The sequence below is a fragment of the Paenibacillus macerans genome, from assembly GCF_050565405.1.
Classification (GTDB): Bacteria; Bacillota; Bacilli; order Paenibacillales; family Paenibacillaceae; genus Fontibacillus; species Fontibacillus macerans_B.
Genome location: NZ_JBNYYG010000004.1, coordinates 133,205 through 147,883 on the forward strand (window position 1 = coordinate 133,205; position 14,679 = coordinate 147,883).

The following is a 14,679-nucleotide window of genomic DNA, read 5'->3' on the forward strand; positions in this document are numbered from 1 at the left end:
GATCCGATCCGGCCGATTCATATCCATAGCGCCCTGCACGTCCTCGTTCGCAAACTGCAAGACGCGAAAAACGCCTTTCTCGCCGTACAACTCGTCCGTTTCGTAAACCGTGATCTCGGCGTATGGGCTGTGTTTGTGAAACAGTATGGTCTGCAAACCCGAATCCCCCTTGTCGTCCCGTCCCATCGAACGCCGCTTTAATATTCGACGGTCAGCAGCGGCGAACCGATCGCGATTTCATCCATGCCGGTTTCCGCATTGCGGTGAACGGCCAATTGCAGCGCCACTTGATGGTCGCCGCTCCGAGCGGTAATCGGCAGTCCCGTCACGGCATAGGATTGGCTCACGGTCAGTTCGTCGGCAAACCCTTCCACCTTTTTGAGCTTGAGCTTCGGCAAAGCTTGTATTTTTCGCTCCAGGCTGTCCAGCGTTCGGGATAAAGCATGCTCCCCTCCGGAGGCCTCCGCGTTCAGGGCTGCGGTCGCCGGCCAGGCGATCCCCTGCAATGCCGCGTTCCAGCCGATTTCCACCCCTTCGTCGGCCAGCGAATCGCCGGCCAACTGCTGGGCTTCCGTCAGCAGCTTTAGCGACTCCGCTTCTCCGCCCATGCTCTCTATGCGCAACACGACATAATAGTTGTTTTCCGCCTGCGCGGTCACCGACAGTTTGGCGGGAAGCCCCTCTAACGGACCCTCCGCGCCGTAAACGTCATGATTCTGGACAAGTTGCCGCTCCGTCGCAGATAATCCCAATCGGCTGGACAGTACCCCCGCCGCCTCCTCCGGGGACAGCAACGTGGACCATTCTCCCTGCCATTTCACTGTGATTTGGAACGGGTCTTCCGTCGCGGCCTCCCCCATCGCGTGAAGCGCCGCCAGTTGCCGGGCCGCAGCTTCCGCTGGATTTACCGCGGAAGGCTCCTCCTGAACGTTACGGTTGACGCGCTGCAAACCGACCAGCAGTACCGCGCAAACGAGGATGACCAGACTGAAACTCCATAACTTGCGATTCGGCATGCGTATCCCCTCCGATTTTTTTTTGAAATCCGCCAAGTCTGACAATTCCTTCCTGGATTGATTGCGACCAACACCCGCGATCTATGCCTGTATAGCCACATCTTGGTTGGAAATAATAATCGCGTCCACTCTAGCCTGAAGACGGGAGAAGTCCTATGATCAGCTCGCCAAAACCCACCATATTGCAGGCCGTCATGACGTTAATGCTTACGATCGGGATTACGAACCATGTGTTCATCATACCCGCCCTGCTGCAAATCGCCAAACGCGATGCCTGGATTTCCGTCCTCCTCGGGGCGCTGCCCTTCGCGCTTTTGCTGTGCCTGATCCTATACGCCTCTTCCCGGATCGGAACGATGGCCCTTCCCGATTTGATTCGCCACCGGTTCGGCCGATTTCCTGCTTTTTTGTTTCAATGCCTCATCACGGCATTTTTCTTCGCTACGGCCTGGTTCAGTTTATTCGATACCATTATGTGGATGAAGGTGACCTTCCTGCCGTATACTCCGATCCTCGCCACCTCGACGGTTTTGATGCTTTTATGCCTGGCGGGCGCGCTTAAAGGCATGAAAACGATCGCCATCACCTCGGGAATCCTGCTTCCGTTCGTAGTGCTGCTCGGATTTTACGTCGCCATCGTCAACGTGGAATTCAAGGATTACAGCCTGCTGTTTCCCGTGTTTGAGCATGGGTGGGTCCCGGTTTTGCGGGGCATGGTGTATGCTTGCTCGGGTTTATTCGAACTTTTCTTCGTTTTCTTTATCCAGCCCTATCTGAAAGCACCTCTGGCCAAAAAACATTTTATCGCGTTCGGGTTCATCATTTTTGGCTTGACCCTGGGGCCCTTAACCGGCGCGATCGCCGAATTCAACCCGTTCGAAGCGGCGATCCAGCGTTATCCGGCTTACGAAGAATGGAGAATCGCCGGTTTCGGCAAATACGTTTCACAAACCGACTTTTTTTCGATCTACCAATGGTTGTCCGGCAGCTGCATCCGCATTTCGTTTGCGCTGATCGTCATTGCCGACATGTGGAAGAAGCGCTCCGCCCGTTGGAGGCCGTCTCTGCTCGCCACCCTTGCCGTGATTCTCGTGCCGCTCAGCTGCTATACCATTACTGACATCGCGTTCCAGCACCTGATGATTCGTTACGTGTTTCCTGCGAATACCTATTTCATTTTTGGCATGACCCTAATCGTTGCCGCTGCTGCCTTGTTAAGAAAAAGAAGAAAGGACGATCTTCATGAATCCCAGCGACTCCGTGTCTGACCGGCCGGCCGGCCCTATTGACACGCCCTTTCTGAAGAAGTATTTCCGGCATTCGGCCGACGTCAAATTTCACCGGTTCGATGCGGGAATGAAATACAGCCAACCCGTAACCTTGATCTACTGCGAGCCCATGGCCGACATCAAACAGTTGAACGAATTCGTCATGCCCCGCCTGGCCGACCTGTTCCGCGAACAGGACAACCCGGGAATCGAGGCGATTGAACGCAACCGCCATCTGCCGCTGGACCGAATCGAGGGGCCCGATCTGCTGCATCAAATTTCGCATCTGGTCTACTCCGGCCTGCTGGCGATCTATTTTGAGGACAAGCAGTCCTTTTTCAGCTTCGATATCTCCAATCCTCCGGGCCGTTCCCCGGAGGAAGCCAGTACCGAAGCCGCGGTCAAAGGAGCCCGCGACGGGTTCACGGAAAATTTGACGACCAATATCGGCTTGATCCGCAAGCGGCTGCGGACCCAATCGCTATGCGTGGAAGAAATCGTCAAGGGGAGACGCGGAGAAACGAGAATCGCGCTCTTTTATATCCGGGACGTCATCAACCCGGACATTCTTGAGGAAGCCCGCCGGCGGTTGCACGGAATCGATACCGATGCGATCATCGGAACCTCGTTCGTGGAGGCCGTCGTGACCGGCTCCCGAAGAAAAGCGATTTTCCCGTTGACCGATTACTCCGGACGGCCGGATTACATTGCCGATGCGCTGCTGGCCGGGCGTTTCGCCGTCTTGGTCGAGGGAAACCCGATCGCCACCATTGCTCCCGTTACGCTCATGAATTTGCTGATCTCTCCGGAGGATGCCAATACGCCTTTTTACATCGTCTCGGTGCAAAAAGTGCTGCGGATCTTTGGACTAACGATCGGGTTGTTTTTGCCAGGCTTTTACGTAGCGCTGAGCAGCTTCAATCTTGAGCAAATCCCGCTCCCGTTGCTGGCGACCATCAGCAATTCGCGGCACGGCTTGCCTTTTCCGATCCCATTTGAAACCTTTATCATGCTGTTCCTGTTCGAAATCTTCAACGAGGCCGGCAGGCGGCTGCCGCAGTCCATTGGAAAGACGATAACCGTGGTCGGCGGTTTGATCATCGGCGATGCCGCCATTCGGGCGGGGATCACGTCGCCGACTATCATCGTAGCCGTCGCGATCGCGATCGTGTCCAGTTCAACTTTGGAAAACCAGGCATTAAGCGGTACGTCGGCCCATCTTCGCATTGTCATTTTGCTCCTGTCAGCTACCTTCGGGATGTTCGGTTTTTTGGTCAGCTTCATCTCCCTGGCCTTGTACCTCTCCTCGCTGGAGTCTTACGGCGTGCCTTACCTGTCTCCGCTCTCCCCGTTCACCAAAGGCGACTTTGCCGAAGCCGTGATGATGAAGCCGTCGACCACCCTCAAGAAAAGGTCCCGCATCCTTCGTCCGTTCGACAAAACCGCAAGGAGGGACAACCCTTGAGAGCAACTCCAGCCATCTTGGCGCTCATCCTAGTGCTGACGGGTTGTTGGGATTTGAAGGAAGCGCAGAATGTCAATTTCGTGACCGCGCTGGGCGTCGATTACGACGACGGCCGCTATGTCATCTACGCGCAATTGCTGGACTTTGCGGAGATAGCCAAACAGGAAGGTACCGTCGAAACGGGGAACGCGAAAGTTTGGATCGGCAAAGGGGAAGGGAAGACGGTCACCGAGGCGTTGAATTCGCTGTATCCCGCCTCTCAGCAACGAACGCTTTGGACGCATGTCCGGGCGATCGTCTTCTCCCAAGCGCTGCTTGACAAGCATCTGAAAGGCGCGCTCAACGGCTTGATCCGTTCGCGGGACCTGAGGTACACGCCTTGGGTATTCGGCACCGACAAGGATATTCCGACCGTTTTTTCGAGCGTTTCTCTGCTCAATGAATCGGTTTTAAATTCACTGTTGCTTGAACCCAAGGAGATATTCAGGCAATATTCCTTCGCCGAGCCGATCCGGTTAATCAAATTTATGGATGGCGTCAAGGAACCGGCCGTTACGGCGCTGCTTCCCCAGATCAGTTGGACCGACGAAGTATGGGAGGAGAACGGCGAACCCGTTCCGCAGGTGAAGCTGACCGGCGCCTACGCCATAGCGGAAGGACGTAACCGGGGGGTGGTCGATCAAACGATGCTGCAAGGGGCCAGATACGTCTCGTTCAAAAGAATGAGCAAATATCCGCTCACGCTGACGCTGAACGACGGCTCGCCGGTTACGCTCAGCATCGGCAGCCCCAAGAGAGACATTCGGATTGGAAAGGGAGGAACAGGCAATGACGTTCGCATCCGGGTCCGCCTCAAAGCCTATATCACGGAGATAGGAGCTTCCAGCAGGGCCACCGCCGCCGACATTAGCGCTTTGGCGGCAAAGAAGATCGAAGAGGATATCAGGCGTTCTTTTGCGGCCGCCAAGTCAAAAAACATCGATATCTACAATTTGGAGGAAAAGCTTTACCGTTATGATCAAGCCCGCTGGAAGCGCATTTGCGCCGGCGGCAAGCCGTGCATTTCGCGGTTGGGGCTGGAGGAGGTAAATGCGGAAGTCGAAATTGCCCACTCCACCTCCTATAAATTGCCCGGCAAATGAAAAAACGGTTTGACGGAGCAAATCACTCCGCCAAACCGTTTTTGTATGCGTAAATGGCGGCCTGAGTTCGGTCCTCGACCCCCAGCTTCGCCAAAATGTTCGTCACGTGGAATTTGACCGTCTTGATGCCGATAATCAGGTCGTCGGCAATATCCTGATTCGACTTCCCTTGGGCCAGCAGCCGCAGGACGTCCATTTCGCGTTCGGTCAACTCCTCATGGGCCGGCGTTTCCGCTTTCGGCTGCCGGAACCGGTTCATCATCTTCGAAGCGACCTGCGATTCGAGCACGGACTGTCCGCGGGCCGCAGCGCGGATCGCTTCGGCGATCTCGGAAGCGCGGGAGGTCTTGAGCAGATAACTGAAAGCGCCCGCCTCAATGACCGGGTACATCTTCTCATCGTCCAGGTAGCTCGTCAGCACGATCACTTTGCATTCCGGGTGCAGCGACAGGAGCTGGCGGGTCGCTTCGATCCCGTCCATCCCGTCCATGACCAAATCCATCAGCACGACGTCGGGCCGATATTCCTGGGCAAGCCGGATGCCTTCTTCCCCGCTGCTCGCCTCCCCGACCACCTCGATGCCGTCTTCGGTGCCCAATACCGCCGCCAGGCCGATCCTTACCATTTCGTGATCATCCACAAGCAGCACTTTAATCTCCTTGTCTTCCATCTCCATCGCTGATCTCCCCCCCGCTTTCCTCATTGATTAATGGTACCGTCATTTCGATCCGCGTTCCCTTGCCGGGCGCGGTGATAAATTGAATCGATCCGCCGATTTCATGAATGCGTTCCTGCATCGTGGACAAACCGTAGGAAGCCTGCTTCTTGTCATCCAGCTGGAACCCGATGCCGTTGTCGCGCAGCGTCACCTTGACCGCTTCGCCGCGCCGGTGGATGCGGATTTCCATCTTATCCGCTTTGGCGTGGCGCAGCGTGTTAGACATCGCTTCCTGGATGATGCGGAACAGATGGTTTTCGATCCCTTTGCCAAGGTTGAGATCCTCGTCCATTTCCAAGGTCAGATCCATCGGTACCTTGGTTTTGAGTTCCCGTACAAGATCCTTCAAGCCTTGGGACAATTCCTTGCCTTCCAAATAAACCGGACGTAAATGCAGCAGCAACGCGCGCATCTCGGACTGGGCCACCGAGGCCATCTCCTCGATCAGCTCCACCTGGCGCTGAGCTTTGTCGAAGTCCTTCTCCAGCGTCCGGCCCACGGCCGTCGCGGTCATCGAGATCGCGAACAACTGCTGCGAAACGGCATCGTGCAACTCGCGGGCCAGCCGTTGCCGCTCCTCGACGATCGCCGAGACCCGGGCCTGCTCGGCCAACTGGGCGTTATGCGTCGACAAGCGCTGGAGCGAGGACACCTGCTCCTCCCATCGTTTGCCGATCCGCTCCAGCTGTTCCGCCAGGCGCCCCAGCTCATCTTCGCCCAGCTTCGGAACCGTACCGGTCTGATTGCCTTTCTCCCATTGCAGCAACGCATCGCGCAGCCCATCGATTTGCCGTTTGGGACGATAGCCCTGAAATAAACCGTAGGCCGCGCCGATGATGACCAACAGCGACAGCAGCGTGATGCCTGTCTTGACCCCCGTCCTCCAGGACGTTTGGGGATGGAAATACCCGTATGTATACAGCACGTAAAAGGTTGCCGCCATCATAATGACAGACAGGAGAATACCCCCGCGCATGCTGCGGGATACCATATTGCTCGGCTTTCTTTTTCTCATGCGGGACGTTCCTCCTGTCTTAAGTTAAACGTATATCGACATCTCCTACAAGGTAGGAAATCATAATTTTCACTTTTTGGTCACGGAGCTCGTAATTCGGCGACTTCCAATACAGCCGGTTGAGCATGCCCGTTTCTTTTTCCTGGCCGAAGTCGATTTGCCCGAACAGCACGAACGCTTCGATTTCCACGCCGTAATCCTCCGGGACGACCAAATCGACGTCGCCGACGATTCCTTGGAACATCAGGACGTTATGCCCCCCTTCCACCATCGCCAGCGAGAGATCGATATCGAGCTCGCCCAACACATGCCACATGCTCGTGTTTCGTAAGCTCCACGGATCGCGGTCCCAATGGATGCTGGAGGTGATGTTTTGCTTCTGCATATAATTGCCTTGAGGATGGGTTTTGCGAATTTTGGCGTAATAAAAGCCGAGCGAAATCATCAGAATCGCCACCACCAGCATGAAATGGTCGAGCAGGATCATCCCGCCGCCGACCGCAAGCAGAATGTAACCGGTTTTGACCCGGTCTCCCTGGCGGATTTTATAAACCCCGAATGCTAATAAAGAGAGGGCGACAATGGTAAAGAAGCTCAGCCATTTCCCGAAAATCATCAGAACCCCAAGTCCAATCAAAGCGATGGCTAAGAACCTTTTCCTTTTATCCATGCCGCACCTCCTCTGTGTAGGTTCAAAGAGTCGGAAAAGCCATAACGGTATGGGACCCCATACCGCATGGCTTCACCAGTATTTAGAATACCACATTGTCCGATGGACGTGTAGCGTTATTCCTTGTCTTCCTCGCGGGTTGCAGGGGCGTTCAGCTTGGATTTCAGCGCTTCCAGCTGCGCGTCCACTTTCAGCTGTTTCTCGGCGTCCGCCGGGCTGACGTAAGTGGAGGAAGAGGTTCCGCGATAGACTACGCCGGCCACTTCAGCTTCCGCTTCCAATTGCATGATCTTCTCTTCCATGCGATGGAATCCGAGCGACGCGTTGCCGCTTTCGATCGTATGCAGGCTGCTGATTTGCGACATTTGCTTTCTCGCTTTGGCCATTTGCGCCCGGCTGACCAGCTCGTTGCGTTTGTTGCGCAGTTTGTAGAACTCGTCTTTCATTTCATGCAGTTGGTTCTTCAGTTCGGCAGCCTGAGCTTCCGACTGAGCGTGCAGCTCGGCGAATTCCGTTTGCTTCTGATCGTAGTGGATTTTCTCTTCCAGCATTTTGCGGGCGACTTCTTCCTGGCCGTTCCGCAAAGCGACTTCGGCTTGCGCTTCCCGCTGCGCGGAAATGCGGGCCGCTTCGTCCAAGCGTTGTTTCATCCGGCGTTCGTTGGCCATTTGCTTGGCCACCGTCACTTCGGCGTCGCGGATTTCAGCCTCCATATCGCGCAGGTATTGGTTCAGCATGACAATCGGGTCTTCCACCTTATCCAACATATCGTTAACCGATGCTTTTGTAATATCCTTAATTCTTTTGAATACTCCCATGTTTTACACTTCTCCCTTCTCGTAATCGGAGAGCTTCTTGCGCAGCTCTTCCAGTTCTTTTTTCATGGCTTTCTTCTCGATATCTTCCATCATGGAATCCAGATGGGATGCTCCGGCGGCGTTGAAACCGGCTCCCGGAGCACCCGGAGCGCCGGCGCCGTATTGCGGCGGCTGCGGCGGGGTTCCATAAGCATTTCCGTTGCTGCTTCCGTAAGGAGGCCGCCCGCTGAAGCGGGGATCCTCGTAGTAGTCCCGGCGCTTCGACCCGTAAGGCTGCTGATAACCGCCGCCCGGCCATCCGCCGTTATAGTACGGATCCTGCGGCGGATACGGCTCCTTGGAAACGACCAAGGCGGCGATGAAATAGATGAAAATCGTCGTTCCGCCCGTGAACACGATGCTGACCAAGGCGATCAACCGCAGCACGGTGGTATTGATCCCGAAATATTCGCCCAGCCCGCCGATCAGCCCGCTAATCCAGCGATCTCGTCTGGAACGGTACAGTCTTCCCATGCTCATTACTCCCCTCCTTGGTTATTCAGCTTCTGCTTCAAACGGGAGAGCTCTTGTTCCAGAGTCGATTGAATGACGGAGCCGGCCTGATTCACAAAGTCCTGGCCTGCTTTCCGCAAATCGCGAAGGCTGCGGGCTTCCCATTCCATATCGGACACCCGATCCTCCAAACGGTGGAACATCTTCGGCACGTCTTGCACGCCGTAGCCGCTCATCCGCTGGTTCATCCGTTGCTGCAAACGGAGCGTCTCCATTCTGGCGTAATAATATTGACGCTTGTTGTAGACGACCTGATATTCGGTCTTCAGTTCGTTCAATTGGGCTTCCAGCTCCTGCAGCGATTCAAGGCTTTGCGTGTAGAGATCGGAATACTGCTCGACCTTCTCTTCGTACAGCATCTTCTCTTGCAGGGCTAATTTGGCAAGATGTTCTTCGCCCGCTTTCAGGGCGAGCAGCGCTTGCTCTTCCCGCTTATCGCGCATTACTTTGGCTTGATCCACTTGCTGCTTCAGTTGTTTTGCATGTCCGGCATATTGATAATGCAGCTTCTCGGCTTCGGCGATTTCCTGCCGCGTCTCGATCAGAAACTGGTCGATCAATCGGACCGGATCTTGAGATTGTTCCAATTTTTCGTTCAAAGTGGCTACCGTAATATCCCGTACCCGACGAAATACACTCATGACACCCTTCCCTCCTAACCTTTCGGTCCTCATTTCAAGTTATTGAACATGTATGCTATCAATCAGTAACCCCGTCTTCCTCGCAGGGAGGAGATACCGTATACGATTAACCCGATACCAAGCACCGGAACGATCAGCCAGGCCAGCTTGGAGATAAGGGAAATGACCCCGAAGATCAACACCAGCCATCCGAAAAACGCGTTCCCCCGGCGAATGCCGTAGTAACCCAGACCGATCATCACGACCGCGACCACCAGTCCGAACAAGCTGCCCAGGAATGGAGTTAGTTTGCCCAGCAAAATCAAAGCGCCCAGGGCAATAAGTACAATAGCGAATACATTCGGTCGATTTGTTCTCATTGATTTATCACCGCCTCTCATTGGATCAACCTTATGTCTCTATTCTAGGTGGAATCCGAGTTTCCCAAAACGGACCGGGGACGGTTTTTCAACCTAGACCTAAGTCGAGGACGCGCTCAGCCCACGGGTATAACGGGAAGCCGTCCTCCATGCCAATCAAGTTCTTTACTTTTGAAAGGTCCAATAATATAATGATGTAGGCATTATAAACAATAGAAAATGACAGTTATCGGAGGAGCCTGCCATGTAGCGGGCTCTTTTTGCCTTTTAAGGGCTTTCAGGGCATAAATTCGCCCGCGCATGGTAATCTAATGATACCTCGCGTCATTGCACACTACTGAGGAGGAGTAATTCATGGAGCAACAAGCCATCTGGGCGATCGGCATTTTTTTGCTGACTTACGCACTCATTATTTCGGAGAAGATTCACCGCACGCTGCTCGCCATGGTCGGCGGGGTCCTGATGATCGTACTGGGTATCATCGATCAGGAATCGGCGATTCACCACATTGATTTCAATACGCTAGGCCTGTTGATCGGGATGATGATCATCGTTAATACGACGGCGGAAACCGGTCTGTTCAAATACATCGGTATTTGGACGGCCCGGAAAGCCAAGGGCAACCCCGTGACGATCCTTTGGCTGCTCGCGCTTATTACGGCGATCGGCTCCGCATTCCTGGACAATGTCACAACGATTATCCTGATGGTTCCGGTAACCTTCAGCATCACGCGCCAGTTGAAAGTCAAATCGTTTCCGTATATTTTCTCGCTGATCGTCGCTTCAAACATTGGCGGGACGGCCACCTTGATCGGTGACCCGCCCAACATCATGATCGGCAGCGCCGTTAAGGAATTGACCTTCGTCGCTTTCCTTCAGAATCTGGCCCCGATCGCCGTCTTGATTTTGGCCGCCACCCTGCCGCTGTTTGTGATAATTTTCCGTAAAAGCATCAAGGCAACGCCGGAAAATCAGAAAAGTATCATGAACATCAGCCTAAACGGCTTGATCACGGATCAAAAGTTACTCATCAAATGCCTCATTATATTGGGCCTAACCTTACTGGGCTTTTTCCTGCATCAAACATTCCATTTGGAATCGGCTACCGTCGCTTTGGCAGGAGCTTTCCTTCTGCTCCTCCTCACGGGGGAACATGTCATGGAAAGAGCCTTCCGCTCCGTAGAATGGCCAACGATTTTCTTCTTTGTGGGATTGTTCGTGCTCGTAGGGGGTTTGATCGAGACCGGCACCATCAAGCTTCTGGCCGAATGGGCCATCGACTTGACCGGAGGCGATCCGCTGACGACCTCCATGCTGATTCTTTGGCTCAGCGCGATCGCGTCCTCGTTCCTCGATAATATCCCGTTCGTGGCAACGATGATTCCGATGATACAGGATATGGGTGCCATGGGCATCGACAACTTGGAGCCATTGTGGTGGAGCTTGGCTCTGGGCGCATGTCTCGGCGGCAACGGTTCGTTGATCGGTGCCAGCGCGAATCTGATCGCTGCGGGCATGTCGTCCAAAGAAGGCGAGCCGATTTCGTTCATGCGCTTCCTTAAATACGGCTTCCCGTTAATGATATTATCGATCGTGCTCTCCAGCGCGTATATTGTGATTCGTTACTTCCTAATCTAAGCCGAAGTAAACTTCGCGATCTTTGGCGCTTATGTTTCCTTCTTTTGAGAAAAAACCGGCGTTATGCTATCCTTTAGGTAACTTACTATTCCGGGGGGAGGGATCCGACATGAAAACGCGTTTCCGGTTTGGCCGCTTGCTGGCTGCTTTTATCCTGGCGTTATTCATGGTTTTCCTTCTCCCGGCGTTTTCTTCTCTTCCCGCCCAGGCTGGGACGGGAGAACGGGATGCCTACGAAACGGATTATCATCGCTCCCACAAGATCCCTTTGCGACTGAATTCGTCTACGCCTCACGGCAAGCTGTTTATCGACAGAACCCCGCATCACCTGGATACGGTACCCGTAACGGCCTCCTTTTTATTGATGGCGCCGTGGGTTCGTTTCCGCCCTTTGTTTTGCCTGCTGTTAAAGCGGCTGTTGTTATTACCCATCAAATTTACGAGTATGTTCGTGGCTTAAACCTCTCTGGCTTTATTTTCTGCGGCCCGATGCCCATTTTTTATTGCGGGAAATCAGGCTTGTTTCGCAATTTCCAAAAATCGAAGACGACCCTAAATACTGGAGGCTTGACTCAAATGAATCTCAAAGAAACAGATCTGCCGGGAATCGGTAAAAAGTTCGCGGTTCAAACCCGCAGCGGCGAAAAACTGGCTATTATCCTCCACGATGACGGCCGGCGCGAGCTGTATCATTTCGAACACGACAATCCCGATGACAGCATCTCCATGGTCACTTTGGACGATGACGAGGCGAGATACGTGTCGGCCATTATCGGAGGCGTAACTTACAAGCCTACCGCTTTGGAAAACATCGAAGTGGCGCTCGGCGATCTGATTATCGAATGGTACAAACTTGAACCGAATTTCAAAGCGATCGGCAAAACGATCGGGGATCTACGGATTCGTCAGCGTTCGGGGGCGACCATTATCGCCGTTATCGAAAAAAACCATACCAAACACATCAATCCGGGAGCCGACGTGCTTCTGACCGCCGACGCGATGGTGGTTGTGCTCGGCGAACGGCTTCATCAGCAACAAATCCGACAGATCCTATTGAGTGGAAAAGGTTGAACGCATGCCATTCGCCGAAAGCCGAAGCCCCCTCTCCTAACCGGAGAAGGGGCTTTTTCTTCATCGGCTCCGAAAGGGACTATCCTCCCGTTTGGATCTGCTTCTCCATATATTGAGTGAACTTCCGAACGGTGGAGGACAGCGATTGTTCCTCCCGATAAACGAGGCATATCCGGCGGCTGTTCGTGTACCCGGGGAGATCCCGCTGCAGAAGCTCGCCGGACAACGTCTCCCGCGTTATGCTCCGCCGCGGCAGCACGGCAATCCCGATATCGCATTTCACCGCTTCCTTCATCGTTTCGATCGCTCCGAGCTCCATGGCCGCGGACAAACGCAGTCCGACCTTCTCGGCCCACTGCTCGGTCAGCCTACGGGAGGTCGACCCGGGTTCGTGCAGCAGAAACGTCTCCCGCCGCAGATCCTCGACCTCCAGCCGTTCCCTTCTTGCCAAGGGATGGGAAGGCGACAGCACGAGCATCAATTCGTCCGCCACGAGCGGAACGATCGTCATGTCTTTCTCCGCGGTTTCCGGCAGCGATACGATGGCCGCGTCGATTTCGTAGCTGCGCAGCATGGCCAGCACGGCATCCGCTTTTTTGACCGAGAGTTGAAGCTGGATACGCGGGTAGAGCTTTTGAAAGCCGGCAAAATGAGGGGGCATGAAATACGTTGCCGGCGTGTAGCTGGCTCCAAGCCGAAGCTTGCCCGAGGTGCCGTCGCGATGCTCCGCCGCTCGCTCCTCCATCTCCGAAGTCAGCGCGACGATGCGCCGGACATAAGGCAGCAGATCGGCGGCCGCTTCGGTCGGGCGCAGCTTGCGCGCCGATTTCTGCATTAACGTCAGCCCCAATTCCTCCTCCAGCTTATGTAAATGAAAGCTCACCGTAGGCTGCTTCAAGCCAAGCTTCTCCGCCGTTTCGGCCAGCGTCTTGCCGGCTCCGATCTCCTGCAGCACCTTCAACTGTTGGATGTTCATGCAACTCCTCCTCCTGCCAAAATATAGATGATATCTATGCAAATATCAATATATATAAACATTATTTAACAAATGTCATGCGCTCCGTTAACATTTCGCTGACCGTTCGTTGCTAAATTGAAAAGCGGGAAGTCTTTCAACCTATCGACCATCCTGAATGCGAAGGGAGCAAGAAAATGAGAAACCAAGCCAAAAAAGAAATCGGCGTATTGCTGTTAACGCTGCTTTTGACGCTTGTGCTGAGCGCCTGCGGAGGAGCGGGGGATAACAGCGCAAGCGGCGGGCAGAACACGGCGGCCAACGCCAGTGCCAATGCCAATGCCGGATCGGCCGGAAATGCGGGAACCGCCGGGGCGGAAGGCGATTCCGGGACCCCGCAGGCGGACGCGTCGAAAGACGAAGGAACGCTGACGGTATACCTGAACGATTTTGACGATATCATCGCGGACATGTTTGAACAAGCCACCGGGTATAAGGTAAATCTGGTCACCGGGAACGGGGCGGAAATCATGTCCCGGATCGAAGCGGAAAAAGGGAATCCTCATTGGGACGTAGTATGGGCGGATATGATGCCGTCGATCAACGCGCTTGGCAAGCAAGGCCAGCTGCTCGAGGGTTGGACGCCGAACAACGCGGCCAATCTGACGGAAGCCTACCGCAGCTACGTACCGGAGAACCAGTCGTATTATCCGACGGGTGCGCATGCGGCCGGCGTGATCGTATACAACAAAGACAGCTTTACGGAAGAACAGGCACCGAAGACGTGGTCCGATTTCGCCAAACCGGAATACAAGGACCAAATTGCCGCCGCAGACCCGGCCATCGCCGCGCCGGCTTATCCGTTCGTCGCTCAATTCTTTGAGAAGGAAGGCATGGGCGGCGGAAAGGCGCTGTTCGATTCTTGGTTCAACAACGGTTTGCGCGTCTACCCGAAAAATCCGCAGGTCGTTCAAGCCCTTTCCTCCGGCGAGGTCAAGGCAGCCGCCCTGCAGGAGTCCAACGCATACAGTATGCTGGCCGCCGGGGAACCGATCGGCATCGTTTGGCCGGAGGAAGGCGCACCGGCTTCCGTACGGGTGGCCGCGATCCAGAAGGACACGAAAAACCCGAACGCCGCCAAAGCGTTCATCGAATTTTTGCTGGATCCGAGCACGCAGCAGCAGTTGATCAACAAAGGGGAAGAGGCCTACTTCGAACCGTCGGCTGCTGGCGCCAAACCGAAGGAAAACCGTGACCCTAACGCCAAGCTGATTGCCGCCGATGCCGCTTGGGCAGCCGAGCATGAGGCGGAAATCAAGCAGTGGTTCGCCGATAAAGCGGTAAAATAACG

Annotated in this window: 16 protein-coding genes; 7 read left to right on the plus strand and 9 right to left on the minus strand. The window is 54.6% G+C overall.

The window, feature by feature from the left end:
- Positions 1–197 precede the first annotated feature (197 nt).
- Entirely contained in the window at positions 198–1,016 is an 819-nt protein-coding gene (locus ACQ4N8_RS05325; RefSeq protein WP_430703308.1) for a YwmB family TATA-box binding protein, read from the minus strand.
- Between the two features lie 155 nt (positions 1,017–1,171).
- Here ACQ4N8_RS05325 and ACQ4N8_RS05330 point away from each other — a divergent pair, with 155 nt between their 5' ends.
- From ACQ4N8_RS05330 to ACQ4N8_RS05340, 3 genes are read left to right on the plus strand one after another with little or no spacing between them, the layout of a single operon-like run.
- The gene (locus tag ACQ4N8_RS05330) at positions 1,172–2,284 is read left to right on the plus strand and encodes a GerAB/ArcD/ProY family transporter (protein WP_430703309.1); all 1,113 of its coding nucleotides are present in this window, start codon (positions 1,172–1,174) and stop codon (positions 2,282–2,284) included.
- Entirely contained in the window at positions 2,259–3,749 is a 1,491-nt protein-coding gene (locus ACQ4N8_RS05335) for a spore germination protein (RefSeq protein ID WP_430703310.1), read from the plus strand. Before ACQ4N8_RS05330 ends, ACQ4N8_RS05335 begins: the two co-directional genes overlap by 26 nt.
- Complete coding sequence (locus tag ACQ4N8_RS05340) at positions 3,746–4,891, plus strand: Ger(x)C family spore germination protein (protein ID WP_430703311.1); 1,146 nt, start codon at positions 3,746–3,748, stop codon at positions 4,889–4,891. Before ACQ4N8_RS05335 ends, ACQ4N8_RS05340 begins: the two co-directional genes overlap by 4 nt.
- Before the next feature lie 22 nt (positions 4,892–4,913).
- Here the strand turns inward: ACQ4N8_RS05340 and ACQ4N8_RS05345 are convergent, their stop codons facing one another.
- From ACQ4N8_RS05345 to ACQ4N8_RS05375, 7 genes are all read right to left on the minus strand, one after another.
- Positions 4,914–5,567 carry a response regulator gene (locus tag ACQ4N8_RS05345; RefSeq protein WP_430703312.1) on the minus strand — a complete coding sequence of 218 codons (654 nt, stop codon included), beginning with the start codon at positions 5,565–5,567 and terminating at the stop codon, positions 4,914–4,916.
- On the minus strand, positions 5,542–6,624 hold the full coding sequence (locus ACQ4N8_RS05350; RefSeq protein ID WP_430703313.1) for a sensor histidine kinase: 1,083 nt from the start codon (positions 6,622–6,624) through the stop codon (positions 5,542–5,544). Before ACQ4N8_RS05350 ends, ACQ4N8_RS05345 begins: the two co-directional genes overlap by 26 nt.
- 19 nt (positions 6,625–6,643) lie before the next feature.
- Positions 6,644–7,294, minus strand: coding sequence for a cell wall-active antibiotics response protein LiaF (gene liaF / locus ACQ4N8_RS05355; protein WP_430703314.1), 651 nt, complete (start codon positions 7,292–7,294; stop codon positions 6,644–6,646).
- A gap of 116 nt (positions 7,295–7,410) precedes the next feature.
- Entirely contained in the window at positions 7,411–8,112 is a 702-nt protein-coding gene (locus tag ACQ4N8_RS05360; protein WP_430703315.1) for a PspA/IM30 family protein, read from the minus strand.
- Between the two features lie 3 nt (positions 8,113–8,115).
- Positions 8,116–8,625 (minus strand): PspC domain-containing protein, encoded by a 510-nt coding sequence (locus tag ACQ4N8_RS05365; protein ID WP_430703350.1) that lies wholly within the window; start codon positions 8,623–8,625, stop codon positions 8,116–8,118.
- Between the two features lie 5 nt (positions 8,626–8,630).
- Positions 8,631–9,305 carry a PspA/IM30 family protein gene (locus ACQ4N8_RS05370; RefSeq protein ID WP_430703316.1) on the minus strand — a complete coding sequence of 225 codons (675 nt, stop codon included), beginning with the start codon at positions 9,303–9,305 and terminating at the stop codon, positions 8,631–8,633.
- Positions 9,306–9,367: 62 nt separating this feature from the next.
- Positions 9,368–9,664, minus strand: a complete 297-nt coding sequence (locus ACQ4N8_RS05375) for a hypothetical protein (RefSeq protein ID WP_430703317.1) — start codon at positions 9,662–9,664, stop codon at positions 9,368–9,370.
- A 354-nt stretch (positions 9,665–10,018) separates the two neighbouring features.
- On the opposite strand from ACQ4N8_RS05375, the gene ACQ4N8_RS05380 reads away from it, so the two are divergent.
- From ACQ4N8_RS05380 to ACQ4N8_RS05390, 3 genes are all read left to right on the plus strand, one after another.
- Positions 10,019–11,302 (plus strand): ArsB/NhaD family transporter, encoded by a 1,284-nt coding sequence (locus tag ACQ4N8_RS05380; protein WP_430703318.1) that lies wholly within the window; start codon positions 10,019–10,021, stop codon positions 11,300–11,302.
- A 109-nt stretch (positions 11,303–11,411) separates the two neighbouring features.
- The gene (locus ACQ4N8_RS05385) at positions 11,412–11,762 is read left to right on the plus strand and encodes a hypothetical protein (RefSeq protein WP_430703319.1); all 351 of its coding nucleotides are present in this window, start codon (positions 11,412–11,414) and stop codon (positions 11,760–11,762) included.
- Positions 11,763–11,878: 116 nt separating this feature from the next.
- Positions 11,879–12,373, plus strand: a complete 495-nt coding sequence (locus tag ACQ4N8_RS05390; protein WP_430703320.1) for a cation:proton antiporter regulatory subunit — start codon at positions 11,879–11,881, stop codon at positions 12,371–12,373.
- Between the two features lie 79 nt (positions 12,374–12,452).
- Here the strand turns inward: ACQ4N8_RS05390 and ACQ4N8_RS05395 are convergent, their stop codons facing one another.
- Complete coding sequence (locus ACQ4N8_RS05395) at positions 12,453–13,349, minus strand: LysR family transcriptional regulator (protein ID WP_430703321.1); 897 nt, start codon at positions 13,347–13,349, stop codon at positions 12,453–12,455.
- 176 nt (positions 13,350–13,525) lie between these two features.
- Here ACQ4N8_RS05395 and ACQ4N8_RS05400 point away from each other — a divergent pair, with 176 nt between their 5' ends.
- On the plus strand, positions 13,526–14,677 hold the full coding sequence (locus ACQ4N8_RS05400) for an extracellular solute-binding protein (RefSeq protein ID WP_430703322.1): 1,152 nt from the start codon (positions 13,526–13,528) through the stop codon (positions 14,675–14,677).
- The last annotated feature ends 2 nt before the right edge of the window (positions 14,678–14,679 follow it).

Coding starts and splice junctions, on each gene's coding strand:
- ACQ4N8_RS05325 (WP_430703308.1), bottom strand. CDS start 1,016: ATGCCGAATCGCAAGTTATGGAGTTTCAGTCTGGTCATCCTCGTTTGC.
- ACQ4N8_RS05330 (WP_430703309.1), top strand. CDS start 1,172: ATGATCAGCTCGCCAAAACCCACCATATTGCAGGCCGTCATGACGTTA.
- ACQ4N8_RS05335 (WP_430703310.1), top strand. CDS start 2,259: ATGAATCCCAGCGACTCCGTGTCTGACCGGCCGGCCGGCCCTATTGAC.
- ACQ4N8_RS05345 (WP_430703312.1), bottom strand. CDS start 5,567: ATGGAGATGGAAGACAAGGAGATTAAAGTGCTGCTTGTGGATGATCAC.
- ACQ4N8_RS05350 (WP_430703313.1), bottom strand. CDS start 6,624: ATGAGAAAAAGAAAGCCGAGCAATATGGTATCCCGCAGCATGCGCGGG.
- liaF (WP_430703314.1), bottom strand. CDS start 7,294: ATGGATAAAAGGAAAAGGTTCTTAGCCATCGCTTTGATTGGACTTGGG.
- ACQ4N8_RS05360 (WP_430703315.1), bottom strand. CDS start 8,112: ATGGGAGTATTCAAAAGAATTAAGGATATTACAAAAGCATCGGTTAAC.
- ACQ4N8_RS05365 (WP_430703350.1), bottom strand. CDS start 8,625: ATGGGAAGACTGTACCGTTCCAGACGAGATCGCTGGATTAGCGGGCTG.
- ACQ4N8_RS05370 (WP_430703316.1), bottom strand. CDS start 9,305: ATGAGTGTATTTCGTCGGGTACGGGATATTACGGTAGCCACTTTGAAC.
- ACQ4N8_RS05375 (WP_430703317.1), bottom strand. CDS start 9,664: ATGAGAACAAATCGACCGAATGTATTCGCTATTGTACTTATTGCCCTG.
- ACQ4N8_RS05380 (WP_430703318.1), top strand. CDS start 10,019: ATGGAGCAACAAGCCATCTGGGCGATCGGCATTTTTTTGCTGACTTAC.
- ACQ4N8_RS05385 (WP_430703319.1), top strand. CDS start 11,412: ATGAAAACGCGTTTCCGGTTTGGCCGCTTGCTGGCTGCTTTTATCCTG.
- ACQ4N8_RS05390 (WP_430703320.1), top strand. CDS start 11,879: ATGAATCTCAAAGAAACAGATCTGCCGGGAATCGGTAAAAAGTTCGCG.
- ACQ4N8_RS05395 (WP_430703321.1), bottom strand. CDS start 13,349: ATGAACATCCAACAGTTGAAGGTGCTGCAGGAGATCGGAGCCGGCAAG.
- ACQ4N8_RS05400 (WP_430703322.1), top strand. CDS start 13,526: ATGAGAAACCAAGCCAAAAAAGAAATCGGCGTATTGCTGTTAACGCTG.